Annotated in this window: 21 protein-coding genes; 7 read left to right on the plus strand and 14 right to left on the minus strand. The window is 70.7% G+C overall.

What is annotated here, in order from left to right; all coding sequences use genetic code 11:
* Positions 1–391: 391 nt before the first annotated feature.
* Positions 392–907 (plus strand): ATP-binding protein, encoded by a 516-nt coding sequence (locus ACT4N7_RS04490; RefSeq protein WP_444827287.1) that lies wholly within the window; start codon positions 392–394, stop codon positions 905–907.
* A 193-nt stretch (positions 908–1,100) separates the two neighbouring features.
* Complete coding sequence (locus tag ACT4N7_RS04495; RefSeq protein ID WP_444827288.1) at positions 1,101–1,367, plus strand: hypothetical protein; 267 nt, start codon at positions 1,101–1,103, stop codon at positions 1,365–1,367.
* Between the two features lie 70 nt (positions 1,368–1,437).
* Here ACT4N7_RS04495 and ACT4N7_RS04500 read toward each other — a convergent pair whose 3' ends face one another.
* The 11 genes from ACT4N7_RS04500 to ACT4N7_RS04550 all read right to left on the minus strand — a co-directional run bounded on the left by ACT4N7_RS04500 (position 1,438) and on the right by ACT4N7_RS04550 (position 14,718).
* The gene (locus tag ACT4N7_RS04500) at positions 1,438–3,462 is read right to left on the minus strand and encodes an EAL domain-containing protein (RefSeq protein ID WP_444827289.1); all 2,025 of its coding nucleotides are present in this window, start codon (positions 3,460–3,462) and stop codon (positions 1,438–1,440) included.
* Positions 3,463–3,591: 129 nt separating this feature from the next.
* Positions 3,592–4,413, minus strand: a complete 822-nt coding sequence (locus ACT4N7_RS04505; RefSeq protein WP_444827290.1) for an SAM-dependent methyltransferase — start codon at positions 4,411–4,413, stop codon at positions 3,592–3,594.
* Between the two features lie 87 nt (positions 4,414–4,500).
* Positions 4,501–6,810, minus strand: a complete 2,310-nt coding sequence (pucD, locus tag ACT4N7_RS04510) for a xanthine dehydrogenase subunit D (RefSeq protein WP_444827291.1) — start codon at positions 6,808–6,810, stop codon at positions 4,501–4,503.
* A complete protein-coding gene (locus ACT4N7_RS04515; RefSeq protein ID WP_444827292.1) occupies positions 6,807–8,171 on the minus strand; it encodes an 8-oxoguanine deaminase in 1,365 nt (454 codons plus the stop codon). The genes pucD and ACT4N7_RS04515 overlap by 4 nt, the downstream gene beginning before the upstream one ends.
* Positions 8,168–8,641: a (2Fe-2S)-binding protein gene (locus ACT4N7_RS04520; RefSeq protein ID WP_444827293.1), complete on the minus strand. Its 474-nt coding sequence runs from the start codon at positions 8,639–8,641 to the stop codon at positions 8,168–8,170. The genes ACT4N7_RS04515 and ACT4N7_RS04520 overlap by 4 nt, the downstream gene beginning before the upstream one ends.
* Positions 8,632–9,510 (minus strand): FAD binding domain-containing protein, encoded by an 879-nt coding sequence (locus tag ACT4N7_RS04525; protein WP_444827294.1) that lies wholly within the window; start codon positions 9,508–9,510, stop codon positions 8,632–8,634. The genes ACT4N7_RS04520 and ACT4N7_RS04525 overlap by 10 nt, the downstream gene beginning before the upstream one ends.
* A 12-nt stretch (positions 9,511–9,522) precedes the next feature.
* Complete coding sequence (gene pucL / locus ACT4N7_RS04530) at positions 9,523–10,383, minus strand: factor-independent urate hydroxylase (protein WP_444827295.1); 861 nt, start codon at positions 10,381–10,383, stop codon at positions 9,523–9,525.
* The gene (gene uraH, locus ACT4N7_RS04535) at positions 10,383–10,691 is read right to left on the minus strand and encodes a hydroxyisourate hydrolase (RefSeq protein WP_444827405.1); all 309 of its coding nucleotides are present in this window, start codon (positions 10,689–10,691) and stop codon (positions 10,383–10,385) included. The genes pucL and uraH overlap by 1 nt, the downstream gene beginning before the upstream one ends.
* Before the next feature lie 2 nt (positions 10,692–10,693).
* Positions 10,694–11,203: a 2-oxo-4-hydroxy-4-carboxy-5-ureidoimidazoline decarboxylase gene (gene uraD / locus ACT4N7_RS04540; protein ID WP_444827296.1), complete on the minus strand. Its 510-nt coding sequence runs from the start codon at positions 11,201–11,203 to the stop codon at positions 10,694–10,696.
* Between the two features lie 112 nt (positions 11,204–11,315).
* A complete protein-coding gene (locus ACT4N7_RS04545) occupies positions 11,316–13,481 on the minus strand; it encodes a 3-hydroxyacyl-CoA dehydrogenase NAD-binding domain-containing protein (protein ID WP_444827297.1) in 2,166 nt (721 codons plus the stop codon).
* 22 nt (positions 13,482–13,503) lie between these two features.
* On the minus strand, positions 13,504–14,718 hold the full coding sequence (locus ACT4N7_RS04550; RefSeq protein WP_444827298.1) for an acetyl-CoA C-acetyltransferase: 1,215 nt from the start codon (positions 14,716–14,718) through the stop codon (positions 13,504–13,506).
* A 144-nt stretch (positions 14,719–14,862) separates the two neighbouring features.
* Here ACT4N7_RS04550 and ACT4N7_RS04555 point away from each other — a divergent pair, with 144 nt between their 5' ends.
* Together ACT4N7_RS04555 and ACT4N7_RS04560 are read left to right on the plus strand one after the other, a co-directional pair.
* Positions 14,863–16,071: a TetR/AcrR family transcriptional regulator gene (locus ACT4N7_RS04555; RefSeq protein WP_444827299.1), complete on the plus strand. Its 1,209-nt coding sequence runs from the start codon at positions 14,863–14,865 to the stop codon at positions 16,069–16,071.
* Between the two features lie 18 nt (positions 16,072–16,089).
* On the plus strand, positions 16,090–17,472 hold the full coding sequence (locus ACT4N7_RS04560) for a cytochrome P450 (RefSeq protein ID WP_444827300.1): 1,383 nt from the start codon (positions 16,090–16,092) through the stop codon (positions 17,470–17,472).
* Positions 17,473–17,490: 18 nt separating this feature from the next.
* Here ACT4N7_RS04560 and ACT4N7_RS04565 read toward each other — a convergent pair whose 3' ends face one another.
* Positions 17,491–18,654, minus strand: coding sequence for a hypothetical protein (locus tag ACT4N7_RS04565; protein WP_444827301.1), 1,164 nt, complete (start codon positions 18,652–18,654; stop codon positions 17,491–17,493).
* Positions 18,655–19,005: 351 nt separating this feature from the next.
* Between ACT4N7_RS04565 and ACT4N7_RS04570 the strand changes: the two genes are divergently transcribed.
* Entirely contained in the window at positions 19,006–20,262 is a 1,257-nt protein-coding gene (locus ACT4N7_RS04570; RefSeq protein WP_444827302.1) for a DUF222 domain-containing protein, read from the plus strand.
* A 4-nt stretch (positions 20,263–20,266) separates the two neighbouring features.
* On the opposite strand, the gene ACT4N7_RS04575 is transcribed toward ACT4N7_RS04570, so the two are convergent.
* Complete coding sequence (locus tag ACT4N7_RS04575; RefSeq protein WP_444827303.1) at positions 20,267–20,521, minus strand: hypothetical protein; 255 nt, start codon at positions 20,519–20,521, stop codon at positions 20,267–20,269.
* A gap of 141 nt (positions 20,522–20,662) precedes the next feature.
* Between ACT4N7_RS04575 and ACT4N7_RS04580 the strand changes: the two genes are divergently transcribed.
* A complete protein-coding gene (locus tag ACT4N7_RS04580) occupies positions 20,663–21,505 on the plus strand; it encodes a helix-turn-helix domain-containing protein (protein ID WP_444827304.1) in 843 nt (280 codons plus the stop codon).
* Between the two features lie 2 nt (positions 21,506–21,507).
* A complete protein-coding gene (locus ACT4N7_RS04585; protein ID WP_444827406.1) occupies positions 21,508–21,678 on the plus strand; it encodes a DUF397 domain-containing protein in 171 nt (56 codons plus the stop codon).
* On the opposite strand, the gene ACT4N7_RS04590 is transcribed toward ACT4N7_RS04585, so the two are convergent.
* Positions 21,629–22,276, minus strand: coding sequence for a TetR/AcrR family transcriptional regulator (locus tag ACT4N7_RS04590; RefSeq protein ID WP_444827305.1), 648 nt, complete (start codon positions 22,274–22,276; stop codon positions 21,629–21,631). The two genes, ACT4N7_RS04585 and ACT4N7_RS04590, sit on opposite strands and share 50 nt — an antisense overlap.
* Positions 22,277–22,289 lie beyond the last annotated feature (13 nt).

Below are 22,289 nucleotides of genomic sequence, written 5' to 3' on the forward strand. Positions count from 1 at the left end.
GACCGCGAGATGATCCTCATCATCTTCGGCGGGAGCGGCGGCGGCGCGGGGGGGGGCATCCATCAATACCAGTTCTCCAACGGGAACAACGCCCGCTCGGGCGCCTCCGGCGGCGGGGGCGGCGGCCCGGGGGGGGGGGGGGGGGGGGGGGGGCGGCCCGACCCCGGGCCCCCCCCCAGCGGGGGCGGGGGGCCCCCGCGCCCGGCGGGGGGGGGGCGGGGCGGGGCCCGCCCCGCCGTTCGCCGTGCCGATCAAGACCGCGAATCGCGCTATGTAACGGATTTGATGGGAATCGAGTACGGGGAGTGAGAGCGCGGACCTGTGTATTATGCGGGCCGGTCGGCGTGGCACCATCGGCGCACGCGCGGGTGGGTCCCGGAAGGAGCAACCGATGAACGATCGGACCGAACAGGTCGACGATCTCCATCTGGTCGCCCTGCCGAGCGCCATCGGCTGCACCGAGATGTTCGTGCGGTTCGCGCTCACCGAGTGGGCGCTGCGGGGCATGCGGGACGTGGCGGCGCAGGTGGCGCGGGCGTTGGCGGGCATCGTCGTGTCGACGGCCGATCCGGCGAAGCCGGGCATGATCACCGCGCGGGTGCGGCTCTCCGGCGGCGACCTGATCATCGAGATCGAGACCGCGCGCCCGGTGCCCCCGCCCCAGACCCCCCAGGGTGTCCGCACCGGAGCCATGGAACTCGAACCCGGTCGCCACGTCGTCTGGTGCACGCTGCCGTTGCCCGGTGGCATGAACGCCGCCGCCGTCCCGCTGCCGCGCCGCCAGCGCAGGCCGTCGGAGTTGACCGCGCAGGGCACCGGGCTCGACGACCCGATGACGATGGATCCTGAGGTCATGCAGCGAATCCTCTACGGACTCAACGGCACGCAGGACCGCCGCGACCACTAGCGGGACGTATCTGCGGCCCCCGCCGCGGCCTCCTCTTTCCATGGGCGCGAGAACTGGCAACGAAGTGAACGGCGAGTCCGTGACGCTTTGTAACGTGGCCGGGGTCTCAATCCGATGGAACCGAGTGACGGGGTCACGCATCCATAGTGGCAACAGAAACGAAGTAGAGATGTCTCCACAACAGGGGGAAACGATGTCCACCACGAGCGAACCGCATGAACTGAGTTACCGCGCGCTGGCGATGCTGCGCGCGGTCCAGGCCGGTCGCGCGCAGATGAGCTGTAGCCGCGAGCCCGACCTCTACATCGACGGCGTCCCGTGCTGCGACCAGTTCAGCGCCCACGTGCTCACCCACGACGGCCTGATCGCGGGCGCCCAGGGCTTGTTCGGCCAGTTGGTGGCCGCCACGCTCACCCCGGCGGGCCACGCCGCGCTGGCCTCGGTGGCCGTAGCCGCCTGACACGACTTCCGGTCCCCCGTTCGACGGCCTCCCAGCGCCATCGGGAGGCCGTCGGCATGTCCGAACAGCGCTACCGGGAGGCCGTCGGCACGTCCAGACCCGGAGAGCCGAACACCGCGCCCTGCGCCCGATCGGCGCCCGCGGCAGTCCACCAGGCCGCCTGCTCAGCCGTGTCGACGCCAGCCACGAGCACCGAGACCTCGCTCTCCCGCACGATCGGGACCAGGTCGCGCACCGCGCGGGCGAACAGCGACGACGGCTCGGGGTTGCCCGCGATCCGGCGCACCACGGCGTCGGCCATCCGCACCGTGTGCACCGGCAGGTCCTCCAGACAGGTCAGGTCGCCCCTGGTGCGGCCGAATCCGGTCAGCACCGACCGCAGGCCGAGGTCGACCAGCACGCCCAGGTTGTCCTCCGCGTGGCCGTCCGCGCCGCACAGGGCCTCGACCGGCATGCCGAACTCCAGCCGGTCGGCCGGAAGCCCGGTGTCGGTGAGCACCGCGTGCACGGCGGCCACGAGGTCGGGGTCGGCGGCCTGCTCCGCGGCCAGGTCGACGTAGAGCCGGGGCCCGTCGCCGAAGCAGGCCAGCCGTTCGGCGGCCCGCGCGAGCACCCAGTGTCCCAAGGGGACACTGAGCCCGGTGTCCAGCAGCACCTCCTGCGAGCGCGCGTGGCCGAGTTGCCCGTGGGTGGGGTGGTCCCAGTGCAGCCGCGCCTGCACGGCGACCACGCGCCGGTCGTGCAGGGTGACCACCGGCTGGTAGTCCAGCTCCAGTTCGCCGCTCTCCCAGGCGCCCGGGACGGACGCGGCAAGCCGGTAGTGCTCGCGGAAGTGGGCGTCCTGGTCGGCGTCGACCAGGCCCCATTGTCTGCGGCCCTGGCATTTGAGCCTGCGCAGGGTGATGTCGGTGGCCCGCAGCAGGTCGGCGGGGTCGGTGTTGCCCGCTGGCGTGCGGACCACCGCGACGGTCGCCGACGCCACCACCCCGTGTCCGTCCACATAGGTCGGTTCGGCCAGCGCCTCGTTGATCGCGGTGGCCACCGCTGCCACGTCCGGCGGGGTGGCGCCGTGGTGCAGCAGCAGTCCGAACTCGACACCCGACAGCCGTGCGATCGTGGCCTCGTGGCCCGCGGTGATCGCGGCCAGCCGGGACGCGGTCTCGCGCAGCAGGTGGTCGCCAGCGTGCCTGCCGATGCCGTCGTTGACGATCGCGAAGTCCTCCAGTCCCAAGTGGAACACCGAGAACTCGTGCCCGCCGCTGAGCGCCTCCTCCAGCCTGCCGATGAACGACTGCCGGTTGGGCAGGCCGGTGAGCACGTCGTGCGTGGCCTGGTGGCTGATCCGGTGTTCGAGCAGGTGCAGGTCGGTGATGTTCTCCACCATCGTGACGTGGTGGTCGGGCCTGCCGTCGGCGTCGCGCAGCACCGACACCGCCACCCGCACCCACGCGGTCTCGCCGTCGGCGTGCACGAACCTGGTGCGCTCGTGGAGTTGGTCGCCGTCGCCGCCGACCAGTTCGGCGTAGCGGCCCCGTAGATAGTCCGCTTCCTCGGGGTGGAACAGGTCGTCCAGGCGTTTGCGGAACAGGGTGCCGCGCTGGTGGCCGAGCATCTCCTCCAGCGCCTCGTTGGCCCGCGCGACGCCGCCGCCGAGGTCGCTGATCACCATGCCCAGCACGGATGTGGCGAACAGCTCCCGAAAACGCGCCTCGCTGGCCGCCAGGTCGCGTTCGACATTCTGCTTGGCCCGCACCAGAGCCTGGCGGATGTCCTCCTGGTCACCGAAGAGCCGCTCCCGGGTGGCCTCGGTGAACCCGGCGGCGACCGCGCCGAGCACCGTCCACATTCGACTGTCTACTCTGGAGAGTTCAGCACCGAGCAGGTCGAGCGTGGTCCGCAGGCAGTCCGGCTCGACGAACCCCGCGGCGACGAGCCGGGCGCCGATGTCGGTCGCGGTCGCCGGGTCGTCCCTGGCGAGCAGCGCGGCGGTGATCAGCTCGCCGAGTTCGGCCTCGACCTCGCCGTGCGCCCGCGGGACGTACGCGACCCGGCGCAGCGCCGCCGCCCACCGGCCCGCCAGCTCAGCACGATCCACGGGGACCGTCCGGATGGCGCGTCATCGTCGTCCTTGTCGGCTGCTCGATTCAGTCTTACGGGGTATCACTCTGCACCCGATCGGGTACCCAGCGCTACCCCGACAATCCACTCAGAGTAGACAAACCTCTCAGTCGACGGGGTGAAGTTCAGACCTTCGGGCGACTCCCGCGTAGAGATTCGAGCGCACGGCGTCGTCGGCGTCCTCCGGCCGCTCAGGGCGCCACTGCGGGGTGTAGACCAGCCCGGGCTCCACCAGGTCGAACCCGTCGAACATGCGCTGAATCTCCGCGCGGGTGCGCGGGAAGATCGGGTCCTGGCTGTTGCGGAACACCTCGACCGCGCCTGCCATCCCCGCGGGCGCGTTGTCCCAGGTGAACGCGGACAACGCGAGGTAGGAGCCGGGCGCGAGGGCCTCGCGGTAGCGGGCGGCGATCGCCCACGGGTCGTCGGCGTCGGGAATGAACTGCACCACACCCACCATGAGCAGCCCCAACGGCTTGTCCAGGTCGAGCAGGCCCAACGTGCGCGGGGACTGCAGGATCTTCTCAGGATCGCGCATGTCGGCCTGCAACACGGTCGCGTTGGCGTTGTCCCGCAACAGCAGTTCGCTGTGCGCCACGGCCACGGGCTCGTAGTCGACATACACCACGCGCGCGTCCGGGTCGGCGGCCTGGGCGACCTCGTGCACGTTGCCCACGGTCGGGATGCCCGAGCCGAGGTCGAGGAACTGGGTGATGCCCGCGTCGAGCAGGTGCAGCACCGCCCGGCGCAGGAACGCGCGGTTGAGCCGGGCCATGTCCCGCGCGGGGACCACGGTGACCAGCTTCTCGGCTAGCGCGCGGTCGCCCGCGAAGTTGTGGCCGCCGCCGAGCAGGTAGTCGTACACCCGCGCGGCACTGGGCAGTTCGGTGTTCACGCCTTCAGGCACCCAACTGGAGGAATCGGTCACGACCCACCTCGGACTCGACGGACAGGAGTCTGATCAGCGTACTGACTACCCCTATCGTCCGATCGGGTCATCCTCGCTAAAGGATCTTCACCGTCCGTCACGTCCGTTGTCGAAGACCACATGTTCCGGGCGAACCGGGACCCGGTCGAGTGCTTTGCCGGTGGCCGCGCGAATGGCGGCGACGATCGCGGGGGTGGCCGAGATCGTCGGCGGCTCCCCGACGCCGCGCAGGCCGTAGGGCGCGTGCGGGTCGGCGAGTTCGAGCACGTCGATCGGCATCGGCGGCATGTCGAGGATCGTCGGGATGAGGTAGTCGGTGAACGACGGGTTGCGCACTTTTCCGTCCACCACCTGGATTTCCTCCATCACCGCGAGGCCGAGCCCCTGCGCGGAGCCGCCCTGGATCTGGCCGACGACCGCCTGCGGGTTCATCGCCCGGCCGACGTCCTGCGCGCAGGCCAGCTCCACGACGCGCACCAGGCCCAGCTCGGTGTCGACGTCGACCACCGCGCGGTGCGCGGCGAAGGCGTACTGCACGTGCGCGGTGCCCTGCCCGGTCTCCGGGTCGATCGGCTCGGTGGGCCGGTGCCGCCACTCGACGGTGTGCTCGATCGCCTTGCCGCCCACCAGGTCCGCCACGTCGGCCACGGCCTCCCCGGTCGCGGAGATCACCTTGCCGCCGTCGAGGTGCAGCGCGCCGTCGACGGCGACCTTGGCCGCCGCCAGCGCCAGCAGGTCCGCGCGGACGGCCTCGCACGCGGCCCGCACGGCGCCCCCGGTGACGTAGCTCTGCCGCGACGCCGAACTGGACCCGGCGCTGCCCACGGCGGTGTCGGCGGGCAGCACGGTCACCTGGTGCACGCCGAGTTCGGTGCGCGCGATCTGCGCCTGGAGGGTGACCAGGCCCTGGCCGACCTCGGCGGCGGCGGTGTGCACCGACACCACGGGCTCCCCGGAGATCACCTCCAGCCGCACGCGCGCGGTCGAGTAGTCGTCGAACCCTTCGGAGAAGCCGACATTCTTGATGCCGACGCCGTAGCCGACACCGCGCACGACCCCTTCGCCGTGGGTGGTGTTGGACACACCGCCGGGCATCTCGCGCAGGTCGTCGGCCGCGGCGGCGGGCATCGGCTTGTCCCGCACCAGGCGCAGCAGTTCGGCGACGGGCGCGGCGGAGTCGATCACCTGGCCGGTCGGCAGGCTCGCGCCCTCGCTGACGGCGTTGCGGATGCGCAGCTCGACCGGGTCCATGCCGAGCCGCTCGGCCAGTCTGTCCATTTGCGACTCATAGCCGAAACATGCTTGTACAGCGCCGAATCCGCGCATCGCGCCGCACGGCGGGTTGTTGGTGTAGAGCCCGTAGGCGTCGATGTGCACGTTGGGCACCACGTACGGGCCGACGCCGAGGGTGGCGGCGTTGGCCACCACGGCGGTGGTGCTGGAGGCATAGGCGCCGCCGTCGAGCAGGATGCGGGCGCGGACGTAGACCAGGTCGCCGTCCTCGGTCGCGCCGTGCTCGTAGCGGATCACCGCGGGGTGGCGGTGCACGTGACCGAAGAACGATTCCTCGCGGCCGTAGACGAACTTCACCGGCTTCCCGGTGTGGCGCGCGAGCATGCAGGCGTGCACCTGCATCGACAGGTCCTCCCGCGCGCCGAAGGCGCCGCCCACGCCGGCGAGCGTGATCCGCACCTGGTCGGTGGGCAGCCCGAGCGCGGCGGCGACCTGCTGCTGGTCGACGTGCAACCATTGGGTGGCAACGAAAAGGTCGATGCCGCCGTCCTCGGCGGGCACCGCGAGGCCGGACTCCGGGCCGAGGAAAGCCTGGTCCTGCATGCCGACCGTGTACTCACCGGTCACCACGACGGGCGCGGTGGGCTCGGGCGCGCCGTGCCGGATGCGCACGTGCCGCACCACGTTGCCGCCCTGGTGGTCGGGGTGCAGCACCGGCGATTCGGTGCCCAGCGCCGCTTCCGGGTCGGTCACGGGGTCGAGCACCTCGTAGTCGACCTCGATGCGGGCGGCCGCGCGGCGGGCGGTCTCCGGGTGGTCGGCCGCCACGATCGCGACCGGTTCCCCTTCGTAGCGCACGACATCCTCGGCGAGCACCGGCTGGTCGGCGTGTTCCAGACCGAACCGGTTGCGGCCGGGCACATCGGTGTGCGTGAGCACCGCGTACACGCCGGGCAGGGTGAGCGCGGGGCCGATCCTGATCGCGCGGATGCGCGCGTAGGGGTGCGGGCTGCGCAGTGTCGCGCCCCACAGCATCTCGTCGGCCCACAGGTCCGAGGAGTACGCGAACTCGCCCTTGACCTTGAGCGCCGCGTCGGGCCGGATGGGACTGTCGCCGACGCCGCCGATGGCCGTGTCGATGCGTTCGGTGGACGATCTCGTCATCGGGTGATCCCCGCCTTCCTGGCCAGTCGGGCACTCGCGGTGCCCAGCGCGCGGGCCACATCGGACTCGGTGACCATGCTGGATTCGTCGTCCTCGATCACCGTGCGCCCGCCTGCGAGCAGCATCGCCAGCGGCGGCAGCGCGCCGAACACCAGCGCGGCCACCGGGTCGGCGATGCCGGCGTGCTCGATGCCGGTCAGCCGCCACAGCGCGACGTCGGCGAGCTTGCCCGACTCCAGCGAGCCGAGTTCCGCGTCGCGGCCGAGGCAGGCCGCGCCACCCATGGTGGCCAGCCACAACGCGCGCCGGGCGTCGCAGGCGCCTGCTCCGCCGCGCAGCCGGGCGAGGTACATCGCCTGGCGCAGCTCGATTCCGAGCCCACCATCCTCATTGGACGCCGCGCCGTCGGCGCCGAGACCGACCGGCGCGCCCGCGGCCAGCAGGTCGGCGACCGGGGCGATGCCCGCGCCGAGGCGGGCGTTGGACGTCGGGCAGTGCGCGACGCCCGTGCGCGTGGTGCCCAGGGTGCGGATGGCGTCGTCGGACAGGTGCACGCCGTGCGCGAGCCAGACGTCGGCGCCGGTCCAGCCGAGCCGCTCGGCGTAGTCGACCGGCGTGCAGCCGAATTCGGCCAGGCACTGCTTCTCCTCCTCGATCGTCTCCGCGAGGTGGGTGTGCAGCCGGACGCCCGCGCCGCGGGCGAGGTCGGCGGCGCCGGTCATCAACTCGGCGCTCACCGAGAACGGCGAGCACGGGCCGACCGCGATGCGCACGAAGGACTCCGGCGTCCGGTCGTGCCACCGGTCGATCGCGTCGGCGGTGCCGGCCAGCGCGGTGTCGGTGTCCTCGACCAGCGAATCGGGCGGGAGCCCGCCCGCGGCGGTGCCCCGGTCCATCGACCCGCGCACGGCGTGCAGCCGGATGCCGACCTCGGCGGCGGCGTCGATGGTGGCGCCGAGCAGGTCGCCGCCGTCGCTCGGGAACACGTAGTGGTGGTCGGCCGCGGTCGTGCACCCGGTGCGCGCCAGGCGAACCAGCCCGGCGGTGGCGGCGGCGCGGGTGATGTCCTCGTCCAGCCCGGCCCACACCGGGTACAGCTCCACGAGCCAGTTGAACAGGTCGGACTGCTGGGCGAAGCCGCGCGTGGCCCACTGGTAGAGGTGGTGGTGGGTGTTGACGAACCCGGGGGTGAGCAGGCAGCCGCGGCCGTCGACGCGCCGGTCGGCGGGCAGGTCGTCCGGGGCGGCGCCCGGTCCGACCGACTCGATGTGGCTGCCGTTCACCACCAGGTGGCCCTCGGCGTACTCGGTGCCCGCCGCGTCGACCGTCGCGATCGCCGCGCCCTCGATCACCGTCCTCACGAGACACCGTCCATCCGGGACGCCGCGAGCCGGACCGCGTCCAGGATCTTCTCGTATCCCGTGCAGCGGCACAGGTTTCCGGCCAGCGCCTCGCGGATCTCCGGGTCGGACGGGCGCGGGTTGTGCCGCACCAGGTCGTGCGCGGCGACGATCAGCCCGGGCGTGCAGAAGCCGCACTGCACCGCGCCGGTCTCCACGAACGCCTCCTGCATCGGGTCCAGATGGTCCTCTGTGGACAGTCCCTCGACGGTGCGCACCGTCCGGTCCTGCACCTGGCCCGCCGCGACCAGGCACGCGCACACCGCGACGTCGTCCAGGTACACCGTGCAGGAGCCGCATTCGCCCTGCTCGCAGGCGTTCTTCGCGCCGGGCAGGCCGAGCCGCTCGCGCAGTACGTAGAGCAGGCTCTCGCCCTCCCACACGTCGTCGGCGACCCGGTCCTCGCCGTTGATCTCCACCCTCACGCGCATCGCGACCAGCTCCCCGTCGAATAGTCCGCCCATGCCCACGCGAGCGTGCGACGGGCGAGCACGGCCAAGGCGTGCCGCCGGTACGCCGCGGTGCCGCGCACGTCGTCGATGGGGCTCGCCGCGGCCCCGACCAGCTCCCCGAACCGGCGCAACACGCTGTCCGGCAAAGTTTTCGGCGATTCCCAGCGGCCGGCCAGTTCGCCCGCCGCGAACTCCTGCGCGTCCGGCGCGCGCAGCGGCGTGGGCCCGGCCGAGCCGATCCCGGTGCCGACCGTGCCGGTCTCCGGGTGCAGCGCCAGGCCGAACGAGCACACCGCGATCACCATCGCGTTGCGGGTGCCCACTTTCGCGAACTGCTGCGGCCCGGTGGCCGCGGGCAGGTGCACGGCGGCGACCAGCTCGTCCGGCGCGAGCGCGGACTTCTTGGGCGCCAGGAAGAACTCCGCCGCCGGGATGCGGCGGGTGCCGCGCACGGAGGCGGCCTCCACGACCGCGCCCGCGGCCAGCAGCGGCGGGTGCGCGTCGCCCGCCGGGGACGCGGAGCCGAGGTTGCCGCCGACGGTGCCGCGGTTGCGGATCTGCGGCGACCCGACCGTGCGCGCGGCCATCGCCAGGCCGGGCAGCCGGTCGCCGAGTTCCTCGATGATCCTGGCATACGGCAGGCAGGCGCCCACCCGCACGCTCGTGCCTTCAGTGTCCCATTCGGACAGTTCGGCCAGCCCGCCGAGATCGAGCAGCGCGGCGGGTCGGCGCTTGTCGAAGTTCAGCTCCACCATGATGTCCGTGCCGCCCGCGATCGGCACGGCGTCGGGGTGTTCGGCCTTGAACCGCAGTGCTTCGGCGAATGACGCCGGTCGTAGAAACTCCATTGTGGACTCCTCCTACCACCAGGCCAGGCCGGCATCGGGCGCGTCGGCGCGGCGCACCGTGCCCTCGATGAGCCCGTAGGGCCGATCCGCCGCGAAGAACACCTCGCCCGGGTTGTCCATTCCGAACGGTGCCAGATCGACCAGGAAGTGGTGCTTGTTCGGCAGTGTCAGCCGAATCTCGGCCAAGTCGTCGGCGCCCGCGAGCACCCGCTCCCCCATCGCGTGCAGGGTTTGCTGCAGCGACAGGCTGTGCGTGTCGGCGAACGCGGTGAGCAGCCGCTCCCGGGCGCCCGCGAACGATGCCGCCCAGTCGCGGGCGTCGGTGCTCCGGTGCCGCCACAGCGCGGTGACGGCGGTGGCGAGAATCCGGTCGCGCGCCTCGGGCAGCGTCGTGTACTCGTCCACGTGGAACCCGTGGAACTCCGAACCGGTTGTGTTGAGCACCACCAGATCCGAGACACCGGACACGATCCACGCGCCGTCGCCGTCGCAGCAGGCGGTGGCCGTGCGGGTGCCCGCGGCGCGGGCGAAGGAGTGGCCGGTCGCGGCGATCCGGTCCCACGCGTACTGCTCGATCCGCACCCGCGCGCGGGTGATCGTCGGCGTCGTGTCCACGAAGTGCCTGGCCAGCCGCAGCGCGAAGTCCTCGATCTCCCCGACGCCGTCGCGCGCGAACGCGTAAACCGTGTTCTTCTGCGTGTCCGTGGGCAGCACGCCGCTGTTGTCGCCGGTCAGGTGCGTGGCGGTCAACTCGCCCGCGAGCGTGGTGGTGACGTTGAGGTCGGTGATCGTGTGCGCGTCCGCGCCGCGGTCGACCCGCACCAACCGGGTCTCCGCCTTGCCGTACTGGTTCTCGCCGAGCTCGATGTCCATCAACTTCCCCGGTAGGTGGAATAGCCGAACGGGTTGATCAGCAGCGGGACGTGATAATGCCCGTCCGACGCGCGGAACGCGACCACGACCTCGGGGTAGAACGCGTCCGGCCCCAGGTAGGCCCCGGTGTCGAAGACGAACCGGTGCTCGCCGGGTTCGGCGGCCCAGCCCGCGATCCGGCCGTCGTCGTCGGTGCGCTTGTCCCCGACTGGCCGCCATTCGCCGTCGCGGCGGGCTTCGTGGCGCACCGCGACACCGGCAGCGGGCTTGCCGCGGCTGGTGTCGAGCACGTGCGTGGACAGCGTCACGGTCACGATTCGGCCAGCTTCCCCAGTCGCAGCGCGACTATTCGACCCAGTTCCGCCCGCACCTCGTCGCGCTCGGCGACCGAGTCGTTGCCCAGTCTGCGGCGCAGGTTCGCGAGCACGGTCGCCGCGGACAACCCGGTGGCGCAGATGAGGAACACGTGCCCGAACTGCTCCTCGTAGCGGATGTTGCCCGCCACCAGGTCCGCGCGGACCCGGTCGTCGGCGGTGGCCGCCGCGGACTGCTCGGCCCGCGACCAGCCCGCCTCGCGGCCCGCCCCCGCGGCGCGGTCGCCGATGCGCGGGTGCGCGTCGAGGGCCTCGCGCACGTCGGTCCAGTCGAGCCCGGCGAGGGTCTTGGCCGAGACCTCGGCGAGCTGCCCGAAGTCGCGATAGGGCCGCCCGGCGACGATCTCGGCCGCCCAGCGGTGCGACGCGCAGCACGCCAGCAGGTCGGCGGTGGCGTCCGGCGGGGCGGCGGTGTTGAACGTGGTGAGGAAGCTGTCGCCCGGCATCCGCACAGTAGACACCGACCGGCCCCCGCCAGCAATACACAGGCACCGAAGGTGGCCTTCGTCGCGCGCGAAGGCCACCTTCGGAGACCGGGTGACTACCGAAGTCGGGCGATTACGCGAAGACCTCGCCCTTCTCGGCCTTCTCGACCAGCGACGCGGGCGGGGTGAACCGGGCGCCGTAGCGGTCGGCCAGTTCGCGGGCGCGGGCGACGAAGCCCGCGATCCCGCCAGGGTAGCCGTTGATGTACTGGATCACGCCGCCGGTCCAGGCCGGGAACCCGATGCCGAAGATGGAGCCGATGTTGGCGTCCGGCACCGTGCGCAGGACGTCTTCGTCGAAGCACTTGACGGTTTCCAGCGCCTCGGCGAAGAGCATGCGCTCCTGCATGTCCTGGAACGGGATCTCGGTGCCGCCCGAGCCGAACGCGGCCTTGAGGCCCGGCCACAGCCCGGTGCGCTTGCCGTCCTCGTCGTACTCGTAGAACCCGGCGCCCGACGAGCGGCCCTTGCGGTCGAACTCGTCGATCAGCCGGTCGAGCACGGTCTCCGACGGGTGCGTGTCCCACGTGCCGCCCGCGGCCAGGATCGCTGCCTTGGTCTCCTCGCGGATCTTGCGCGGCAGCGTGAAAGTCAGCTCGTCCAGCAGTTGCAGCGGCGGCGCGGGGTAGCCCGCCTGGGCGCCCGCCTGCTCGATCGAGGACGGCACCACGCCCTCGCCGACCATCGCGACGGCCTCGTTGATGAACGTGCCGATCACCCGGCTGGTGAAGAAACCGCGGCTGTCGTTGACCACGATCGGGGTCTTCTTGATCTGCAGCGCGTAGTCGAATGCCTTGGCCAGCGCCACATCCCCGGTCTTCTCGCCGACGACGATCTCCAGCAGCGGCATCTTGTCGACCGGGGAGAAGAAGTGCAGGCCGATGAAGTCCTCCTGCCGCTGCACCCCCTCCGACAGCAGCGTGATCGGCAGTGTGGAGGTGTTCGAGCCGAGCAGCGCGTCCGGCGCGACCAGGTTCTCGATCTCGCCGAAGACCTTCTTCTTCAGCTCCGGGCTCTCGAACACGGCCTCGATCACCAGGTCCGCACCGGCCACATCGGACGGATCGGCGGTCGGGGTGATCCGGGCCAGCACCTCGTCGCGCTTCTCCGCGGTGAGCTTGCCCCGGGACACGGCCTTGTCGAGGATCTTGCGCGAGTACTCCTTGCCCTTCTCCGCCGACTCCAGGGTGACGTCCTTGAGCACGACCTCGATTCCCGCGCGGGCACTGGAATACGCGATGCCCGCGCCCATCATCCCGGCGCCGAGCACGGCGACCTTGCGCGCGGTGTACTTCGGCTGGCCCTGCGGGCGGCTGTTGCCCTTGGTGATGGCCTGCAGGTCGAAGAAGAACGCCTTGATCATGTTCTTCGCGACCTGCCCGGTGACCAGGTCCACGAAGTACTGCGTCTCGATCTTCGTCGCGGTGTCCAGGTCGACCTGCGCGCCTTCGACGGCGGCGGCGAGGATGTTGCGCGGCGCGGGCATCGGCGCGCCCTTGAGCTGCTTGCGCAGGTTCGCCGGGAACGCGGGCAGGTTCGCCGCGAACGCCGGGTGCGCCGGGGTGCCGCCGGGGATCTTGTACCCCTTGGCGTCCCACGGCTGCTGCGCCTCGGGGTTGGCCTTGATCCACGCCTTGGCGGCGGCCATCATCTCGTCCTGAGTGGACGCCAGCTCGTGGATCAGGCCGAGTTCCTTGGCCTGCGCGGGCTTGTGCCGCTGGCCTTGCAGCAGCACGCTGAGCAGCGCGCCCTGGATGCCCAGCAGCCGCACTGTCCGGGCGACGCCGCCGCCGCCGGGGAGCAGGCCGAGGGTGACCTCGGGCAGGCCGATCTCGCTGCCCTTGACGTCGAGCGCGATCCGGTGGTGGCAGGCCAGCGCGATCTCGTAGCCGCCGCCGAGCGCGGCGCCGTTGATGGCCGCCACGACCGGCTTGCCCAGCGTCTCCAGGGACCGGAGGTGGCGCTTCATGGTGTCGACGGTCTCGGTGATGGCGGCGGCGTCGGTCGGGCCCGCCGTGCTCATCAGCTTGAGGTCGCCACCGGCGAAGAAGGTCTTCTTCGCCGAGGTGACGACGACTCCGGTGATGGAGTCCTTTTCGGACACCAGCCGCTCGACCGTCGCGGCGAACGAGTCGCGGAAGGTCCCGTTCATGGTGTTGGCCGACTGGGCCGGGTCGTCCATCGTCAGCACGACGATGCCGTCGGCGTCCGACTCCCAGGTGATCATGTTCTCAGTCATGTGTCGCGTTTCTCTTCCGGGGTCAGACTCGCTCGATGATGGTCGCGACGCCCATGCCGCCGCCGATGCACAGGGTGACGAGCGCGCGCCTGGCCTGCCGCCGCTCCAGCTCGTCCACCATGGTGCCCATGATCATCGCGCCGGTCGCGCCCAGCGGGTGGCCCATGGCGATGGCACCGCCGTTGACGTTGATCTTCTCGTGCGGGATGTCCAGGTCCTTCATGAACTTCAGCACCACCGCGGCGAACGCCTCGTTCAGTTCCCACAGGTCGATGTCGTCCGGGGTGAGCCCGGCCAGCGCCAGCGCCTTGTGCGCGGCGGGCGTGGGACCGGTGAGCATGATGGTCGGCTCGGCCCCGGTCACCGCGGCGGCGACGATGCGCGCCCGCGGCGTGAGACCCGAGTCGCGGCCCGCCCGCTCGTTGCCGATGAGCACCAGCGACGCGCCGTCCACGATGCCCGAGGAGTTCGCGGCGGTGTGCACGTGGTCGATTTTCTCGACCCAGTGGTACTTCTGTAGCGCCACCGCGTCGAAGCCGCCCATCTCGCCGATGCCCGCGAAGGACGGCTGCAACTTCGCCAGACCCTCCACAGTGGACTCCGGGCGCATGTGCTCGTCGTGGTCGAGGATCGTCACGCCGTTGCGGTCGCGCACCGGCACCACGGACTTGGCGAAGTAGCCCGCCGACCACGCCGCCGCCGCGCGCTTCTGCGACTCGACCGCGAAGGTGTCGATGTCCTCGCGGGAGAAGCCCTCGATGGTGGCGATCAGGTCGGCGCTGACGCCCTGCGGGACGAAGTAGCTGTCGTAGTTCGTCTCCGGGTCGTTGAACCACGCGCCGCCGTCGGAGCCCATCGGCACCCGCGACATCGACTCGACGCCGCCCGCGACCATGAGCTGGTTCCAGCCGGAGCGGACCTTCTCCGCGGCGGTGTTGACCGCCTCCAGGCCGGACGCGCAGAACCGGTCGATCTGCAGGCCGGCAACGGAGTCGGGCAGGCCCGCGGCGATGGCCGCGCTGCGCGGGATGACCGAGCCCTGGTCGCCGACCGGGGACACCACGCCGAGCACGATGTCGTCGATCTGCCCCGGGTCGAGGTCGGGGTTGCGGGTCTTGAGCTCGTCGATCAGCCCCACGACGAGCGAGATGGGCTTGACACCGTAGAGCGACCCGCTCTTCTTGCCGCGGCCGCGCGGCGTGCGGATCGCCTCGTAGATGAAGGCTTCGGTACTCACGCTCGTCCGATCCTCTCAGGGGATGTGAAAACGGCGGAACTGGCGCTAATGTCCATTAACATACTGCCGGGTATCCGCTGCTTGTCAACGTCCGGCGGCTCATCTAGCGTTGTTAAACCTGTCTCACTAGCAAGGGGGCGCCCGGTGACCGCCGAGACCGGCCGCGCGCCCGCCCGCAGGCCGCGCAACCGCAAGGCGCAGCTCGCCGGGGCGGCGGCCGAACTGTTCGGCAGGCACGGCTTCCACGCGGTCGGCGTCAACGACATCGCCGCCGCCGCGGGCATCACCGGCCCGGCGCTCTACCGGCACTTCCAGCACAAGCAGGACGTGCTCGGCTACGTGCTGCTCACCGGGGTCGACCGGCTCGCCGAACGGGTGCACCCGTGGGTCGCCGCCGCCGCGTGCGACCCCGAGCGCGGGCTGGCGCCCCTGCTGCTGGCCGCCGCCGAGGTGTCCATCGAGCAGCGCGAGCTGACCGCGCTGTGGCGCTGGCAGGGGCGGCATCTGACTCCGGGCGACCAGAAGGAGATCCGCGGGCGGGCGGGCGCGCTGCTGGGCCAGTGGGTGGGCGGGCTGCGCGGGCTGCGGCCCGAGTTGGACGCGGGCGCGGCCAACCTGCTCTGCTTCGCCGCGCTGAGCGTGTTCGGCAGCGTCGGCGACCACCACGCGACGCCGCCGCGCGAGCCGTTCGAGCGGCTGTTGGCCCGGCTCGGCGAGGCGGTGGTGCGCGCGGACATCGCCTCGGGCCCGCCCGCCGCCGCGTGGCGCGCCCGGCCACAGGCCCCGCCCACCCGGCGCGAGGAGCTGCTCTCGGCGGCCACCGGGCTCTTCCGCGAGCACGGGTTCCACGCGGTGAGCATGGAGGACATCGGCGCGGCGGCCGGGATCGCGGGGCCGAGCATCTACCGGCACTTCGCGGGCAAGTCCGACATCCTGCTGGCCGCGAGCAGGCGGATGGCCGACCGGCTCGCCCTCGGCGTGGCCGACTCGCTGGCCACCGCCGTCGACGCGGAGGACGCGCTGCACCGGCTCGCCCGGTCCTATGTGGACACCGTGCTGCGGTCGGACGACCTGATCGCGGTGCACACCAGCGAGGTGATCAACCTGCCCGAGCGCGACGGCAAGGAGTTGCGCCGGTTGCAGCGCGGGTATGTGGCCGAGTGGGTGCGGCTGCTGCGCGAGGTGGCGCCCGCGCTCGCCGAACCCGAAGCCCGTGTCGCGGTGCACGCCGCGCTCACGATCGTCAACGATCTGCCGCGCACTGGTCGGATCCGCACCCGCCCGGCACTCGGCGCGGAGCTGGCGGGCCTGGCGGTGGCGGTACTGCGGGAAGCGGCGCACGGCAAGGAATAACTCGATCGGGGAGGCACGATGTCGACGGTGGCGAGGCTCGACCGATGGCTCACGGACCGGCCGTGGCCGGTGTCCGACTTCGCGGCGCCGCCGCCGGGCAGCGACCTGCGACCCGTGGTCGGCGACGGCGGCCTGCCGCTGCTCGGCCACACACTCGGCATCCTGCGTCAGGGCGTCGACTTCGGAATGCGCCGCTACCAACGGTTCGGGCCGGTCTCGTGGGTGCGGGCGTTCGGCGTGCGGATGGTGTCGGCGACCGGACCCGAGGCCACGCAAGAGGTGTTGGCGAACAGGGACAAGGCGTACTCCCAGTTGGGCTGGACGTACTTCATCGGCCCGTTCTTCCACCGCGGCCTGATGTTGCTCGACTTCGAGGAGCACCTGTTCCAGCGCAGGCTCATGCAGCAGGCGTTCACCGCGGAGCGCGTCAGCGGCTACACCGCGCGGGTGGCCGCAATCGCCGAGCGCGAGATTCCGCGCTGGGCACCGGATTCCGCGTTCGAGATGTACCCGGCGCTGAAGAAGCTGACCCTCGACGTGGCCTCCGATGTGTTCATGGCCGCCGAGCTCGGCCCCGACGCCGACAAGCTCACCAAGGCGTTCATCGCCACCGTGCGCGCGGGCACGGCGGTCGTGCGCATGCCGGTGCCCGGCAGCCGGTGGGCCGCGGGCCTGCGCGGGCGCCGCGTGCTGGAGGAGTTCTTCCGCCGCGGCCTGCCTGCCAAGCGCGCCGGTGATTCGGCCGACCTGTTCGCCGCCCTGTGCCACGCCCGCGCCGACGACGGCGCCGAGTTCTCCGACGACGACGTGGTCAACCACATGATCTTCCTGATGATGGCCGCCCACGACACGTCGACCATCACGACCACGGCGGCGGTGCACTATCTGGGCCTGCACCCGGACTGGCAGGAGAAGGCCCGCGCCGAGTCGATGGCCATCGGCCCGGTCACCACGTCCACTTTGGACGAACTGGGCACGCTGGACCTGGTGATCAGGGAGTCGATGCGGTTGGTGGCACCCGTGCCGTCCCTGGCCCGCAAGACTGTCCGCGACACCTCGCTGCTGGGACACTTTGTCCCCGCCGGGACAATGGTGTACGTCTCGCCGTGGATCAACCACCTGCTGCCGGAGTACTGGTCCGATCCGTCCACTTTCGACCCGCTGCGCTTCGCCGAGGGCCGCCGGGAGGACAAGTCGCACCGCTACGCCTGGATGCCCTTCGGCGGTGGTGTGCACAAGTGTCTCGGGATGCATTTCGGGATGTACGAGGTGAAAACCCTGCTGCACGAGCTGTTGCGGACGTATCGGTGGTCCCATCCCGAGGGGTACGCGGCGCGGTGGGACCAGACCGCGCTCCCGGTGCCGAAGGACAACCTTCCTGTTCGCCTGGAACGGTTGTAGGGCCTTGGCTGCCCGGCGTCAGTCCTGAAGTCGGGCAGCGATCCAGTCCGTGACAGCGGAGTTGAAGTTCGGGGGCTGGCCCGGCAGCGTGTTGACAGCGCCTGCGAACTGCGTGGGGGTGTGCAGGTCGCAGGCCAGGCCGGGTGTGCTCGGTTTGTCGACGCACAGCCGCATGGTCTTCGACTTGCTCGCACCGCCCTGGGCCGCGATCGCCGCGCGCAGCGGTTCGTGCAGGCAGTCGACCGCACCCATCGTGGGGGTGGAGCCGTTCCGCAACGGGCAGCTCATCGGTCGCGAACCGCACAGGACCTGATCGTTGATCGACCACAGAGCGAGGATCGGCACCGTGAGCCTGCCGGTCGAGACGAGTTGGTCAGGATCGTTCCCCTCGGCATCGATGTCCGGGTGCATCCGGCGCTTGATGATCGCCTGCGCCTCGGCGGACTGACCGCACAGGCCCAGATCGACCTGGGCCTGTAGCCACGCCTTGTTGAGCACTCCCGAGTCGGCGACCAGGCCGGCGGGCCGCAAACCCTGCTGCTGCAACCCCCACGCGACATGGAAGGTGCCGAAGGCGCCCGCGCTGGTGCCATACAGGAAGTAGTCTCCGGTGGGGAACCTCGTGTGGGCGAACTGGACCGCCGCCTTGGTCGCGAAGAACCCGTTCACGGTGCGGATCTTGCCGTCGGGCGTGGTGTTGCGGTTGTTCGGGTCCGCGATGTCCGGGCCGGCATAGATGTCGCGGTTGCACATCGACACCGCCAACAGTCGGAATCCGTCGCTCGACCGCGCGATGTCCTGGGTGAGTGCACCGGTTTGCAGCTTGGTGCGCTGATAGTCCGCGGGTTCTTCGGTCATGTGCTTGGTGTTGGGTTGCGGGCTACCCGACGGGTCGAAGTACCCGATCCCGCCGCCGTGCAGGTACACCCACAGCGGTTTGCGGGCAGTCGGCGACGAGCCGACCTTGGTCCCCAGGGTGAACGTCTGGTAGCCGGTGATGCTGCACGGATACGCGGTGTTGCGGTAATAGTCGTACTTCCAACCGTCCGCCACGGTCGAACTGATCAGCGTGATCTTGGTGGTGTCGCCGGGCGTCCGCATCGGCGCCACGGCGGTTGGTGCCTGTTCCGAAGGTTGTCCAACGGCGACCGCCGACCCGACGAACGCGAGTGCGATCGCCATGATCGGCGGCAATATCTTCCAGGCTCGGCGCATAGTCTCTCCAGGTGGGAGCCGGTGTAGCGGCGGGAGGCCGCTTCGGACCGCCCATGGTGTCCGCACCCGACCCGCCGATCAAGCCTGCCCGCGATGATCTGATCTTCCTCGAACATTCGCCGATACCCACCACCCGTCAGCTCGGTCAGCGGTGGTTGGAGTACCGGAGGAACGCCGTCAAGGCTGAGCGGTAGCCGACAGGATGGCTACTGTCCTTTCATCGCAAGGAATCGACCGCTGGTCGCACGGCGTGGCTTGCCCGGCCTGGGGCCCGGTCACTGGGCCGGAATTGTCGGTGGCCTGGTCGATACTGGTGTCATGTCGGACTTCGAGATCCACCACAACGACCCGGACAGGTTCTGGTCGTCGCGTGGCCCGGAGCTGGCCGACGCCCTGGTCGCCAAGGTCCGCGAGATCCGGCTGCTCACCGGGCAGGTGCTCGACCTGGTCGGCGAGCTGGACCGCGACGAAGTCCACCGGCTGGCCGGTTATGGTTCGCTGCCTCAGTTTCTCGCCGCACTGGTGCGGGTGAGCCCGCGACAGGCACGGCAGTTGATCGGACAGGCCGCGCAGGTGTGCCAGACCCCGACGCCGACCGGACACCGCACTCCGCCACCGTTGGCGGCGACCCGCGCGGCCCTGCTCGACGGAGTCATCGACGGCGAGCACATCGACATCATCGGCAAGGCGATGCACGAGATCCCCCACTGGGTCGACGCACCCGCCCGAGCCGAGTTCGAGTCCGCGCTCGCCGAGTCGGCCCGCGCCGCGAACCCCACCGAACTCCGCGCCCGCGCCGACCGGATGCTCGCCGTACTGGACCAGGACGGTCCCGAACCCGACGACACGGTCCGACCGAAACCGCACAACACCCTTTCCTGGCAACGCAAACGTGACGGTCGGGTGCACGGCCGGTTCGAGTTGGGCCCCGGCGACGGCGCCGCGTTCGACACCCTGATGCACGCCATGGCCTGCCCCCGACCCGACGACCCGCGCGGCCAGGCCGAGCGCAACGGCGACGCCCTCGCCGAGGTCTGTGCCCTCGCCCTCGCCGACCCGAGTCTGCCGACCGAAGCGGGCGACCGGGTCCACCTGCACCTAACCGCCGACATCGAGACCCTGCGCACTGGCGTCGGCCACGCCACCCTCGACAGTGGCGTGGCCCTGTCCGCCGCCGAGGTGCGCGTCCTGGCGTGCGACAGCGCGGTGATCCCCTATGTGCTCGACGGCGGATCACGGCCGCTGGACGTCGGCCGACTGCGCTACACCATCCCCACGCACCTGCGCCGCGCGCTCATCTTGCGCGACAAGGGATGTGCGTTCCCGCACTGCGACCGGCGACCGCGATCCTGCCACGGTCACCACGTGCGGCACTGGGCCAACGGCGGTCCGACCTCTTTGGACAACCTGGTCCTGGTCTGCGCCCGCCACCACCGACTCGTGCACAACAGCGACTGGCAGGTGGCGATAGTCGGCGGGCTGCCCGAGTTCACTCCACCGTCCTATCTGGACTTGCGCCGAAGACCATGGCGAAACACGCTGCACACCAACACGTCTCGCACCAGAACCGCGTGACGCGTCAGGCGACCTTGTTCGCGGCGTCGGGGGTGTAGGTGGCCTCGTCCTCGGGGTCCACCCACGCCTCGGCGTCCGCGATCGCCGCCGTGGCCAGGGCGACGAAGCGCCCAAGACTCTTGGTGTTGAAGGCGAACTCGAACCCGAGATGCCGTTGCCCCAGGGTGAAGAAGATGTCGTCGGGGCAGTTGACGCGGTAGGTCATGGGGCAGTTCTCCTCGACGGTCAACCAGGCCCCGAGGTCGAGTGTGCGGTCCATCATTTCTCCTTCGATCGTGTACCTCCGGCGCCCGCGCGCCGCCGGTACTGTTCTGGTGATCGCGGCTCTTCCCGCTGATGCCAACCGAACGTAATCCGTTGACCGCAGTGACAGAAAGTCCGACTTGGAGGAAAAGCACAGATGGGTGGGAAACACCGGCCCGGAACACCGCGAGACCGTGCGCTCGGCGCCGAGTTGCGGGCCATTCGCGAGCAGGCAGGGCTGAGCCTCACGCAGGTGGGCGACGCGATCCAGTGGAACAACTCGACCCTGAGCCGCCTGGAGCGCGGCCAGCGGCACATCTCACCCGAAGCGGTGATGGGCCTGTCCGTGGTCTACCAGTTGCCCGCCGAGCGAAGGGACGAACTGGTCGCCCGCGCCAAGGAACCCGCCACCCTGGGCTGGTGGGACCGCCCCCCGGCAGGCGTCCCCAGCGAACTCGGCGCCCTCGCCTCCTACGAACACGAGGCCGTCCGCATGGCCAACTGGAGCCCTGGAATCATCCCCGGTCTGCTCCAAACCGCCCAATACGCCGAGGCGATCTTGCGGGAGCGGGAGGTACCCGAGCACGACATACACCCACGACTCCGAGCCCGGCGGCAGCGACAGGAACTGCTGAACCGCAGGCACGTTGACTACACGGCGCTGATCGGCATGGCGGCCATCCAGAATCAGCTCTGCGGCGCTCAAGACTTTGGCGCCCAACTGCGCCACCTGGCGCGCATGTCGCGGCACGAGGGAGTGACCGTGCGCATCGTGGAGGAACCTACCGCGCTTGCCATGAGTGGTTGGTATCTCATGGACTTTGAGAACACGGGCTCCGTGGTCCTCGTTGAGCACTACGACTCGTCGACCTTCCTGTTCGACGAGGAAACTGACCCCTACGTGGCGGCCAAACGTCGGCTCCAAGCCCGTGCTCTGTCAGTGCGGGCAACACAGGATAGGCTCGAAGCCGAGATCGAACGAGTCATCATCGGAGGTTGACCATGCACCCGGAGCCCTTGCGGTTCAAGAAGTCACGCCGCTCCGGCGCGAACTCCGACTGTGTCGAGGTGGCCCACACGCTCGCTCACCTGCGGGACAGCAAGAACCCCGCAGGGCCGCTGCTCAGCGCGGACGCCGATCGGCTGATCCGGTTCGTTCAGCGCGGCCGTTGACCAACGACGCGCCAAGCATCGCGGCCCACTCGGTGAGCACCCGGTTGCGGCGCTTGGTGTCGTCGGTCAACAAGTTCGCCAAACCCAGGCCCCGCGCCATGTCCAGCGTCGCCTGCACCGCCTCGCGCACCCCCGGCCGCGACTCGTCCACGCCGAGCGCCGCCACCGTCAGCCGGTGGGCCTCGCGGCCCACGTGTGCCTCCAGCGGCACCACCTGCGCCCGAAGCTGATCATCCGAGCTGGCCGCCACCCAGAGCTGGAGCGCGGCCCGGAACAGCTTGCCCGCGTACATCTCGCCAATGGTGTGCACCACGAACTCCGTGCGGTCGCGACCGGGCGGCAGGTCCGGCAGCCCCTCGCGCAGACCGGCCAGCCGGACCTCCGTCACGTACTCGATCGCGGCGGTGAACAGATCCTCGCGGGTCGGGAAATGGTGCTGCGCCGCGCCCCGCGAGACACCCGCGCGCTCGGCGACCACCGCCACCGTGCTGCCTGTCCACCCGACCTCGGCGAGGCACTCGATGGCCGCCGCCAGCAGCCGCTGCCGGGTGACCCGACTGCGGTACTGCTGCGGCTGCCGGACTGCCTCGCTGCTCACATCACTCCTGGTA

Source organism: Actinokineospora sp., from assembly GCF_052390155.1.
Lineage (GTDB): Bacteria > Actinomycetota > Actinomycetes > Mycobacteriales > Pseudonocardiaceae > Actinokineospora.

Bases quoted from the DNA above. Each gene is read 5' to 3' on its own strand.
- ACT4N7_RS04565 (WP_444827301.1), bottom strand. From the start codon at position 18,654: ATGGCGATCGCACTCGCGTTCGTCGGGTCGGCGGTCGCCGTTGGACAA.
- pucL (WP_444827295.1), bottom strand. From the start codon at position 10,383: ATGGACATCGAGCTCGGCGAGAACCAGTACGGCAAGGCGGAGACCCGG.
- ACT4N7_RS04580 (WP_444827304.1), top strand. From the start codon at position 20,663: ATGGGTGGGAAACACCGGCCCGGAACACCGCGAGACCGTGCGCTCGGC.
- uraD (WP_444827296.1), bottom strand. From the start codon at position 11,203: ATGCCGGGCGACAGCTTCCTCACCACGTTCAACACCGCCGCCCCGCCG.
- pucD (WP_444827291.1), bottom strand. From the start codon at position 6,810: ATGACGAGATCGTCCACCGAACGCATCGACACGGCCATCGGCGGCGTC.
- ACT4N7_RS04560 (WP_444827300.1), top strand. From the start codon at position 16,090: ATGTCGACGGTGGCGAGGCTCGACCGATGGCTCACGGACCGGCCGTGG.
- ACT4N7_RS04490 (WP_444827287.1), top strand. From the start codon at position 392: ATGAACGATCGGACCGAACAGGTCGACGATCTCCATCTGGTCGCCCTG.
- ACT4N7_RS04525 (WP_444827294.1), bottom strand. From the start codon at position 9,510: ATGGAGTTTCTACGACCGGCGTCATTCGCCGAAGCACTGCGGTTCAAG.
- ACT4N7_RS04585 (WP_444827406.1), top strand. From the start codon at position 21,508: ATGCACCCGGAGCCCTTGCGGTTCAAGAAGTCACGCCGCTCCGGCGCG.
- ACT4N7_RS04570 (WP_444827302.1), top strand. From the start codon at position 19,006: ATGTCGGACTTCGAGATCCACCACAACGACCCGGACAGGTTCTGGTCG.
- ACT4N7_RS04520 (WP_444827293.1), bottom strand. From the start codon at position 8,641: ATGCGCGTGAGGGTGGAGATCAACGGCGAGGACCGGGTCGCCGACGAC.
- ACT4N7_RS04495 (WP_444827288.1), top strand. From the start codon at position 1,101: ATGTCCACCACGAGCGAACCGCATGAACTGAGTTACCGCGCGCTGGCG.
- ACT4N7_RS04545 (WP_444827297.1), bottom strand. From the start codon at position 13,481: ATGACTGAGAACATGATCACCTGGGAGTCGGACGCCGACGGCATCGTC.
- ACT4N7_RS04575 (WP_444827303.1), bottom strand. From the start codon at position 20,521: ATGGACCGCACACTCGACCTCGGGGCCTGGTTGACCGTCGAGGAGAAC.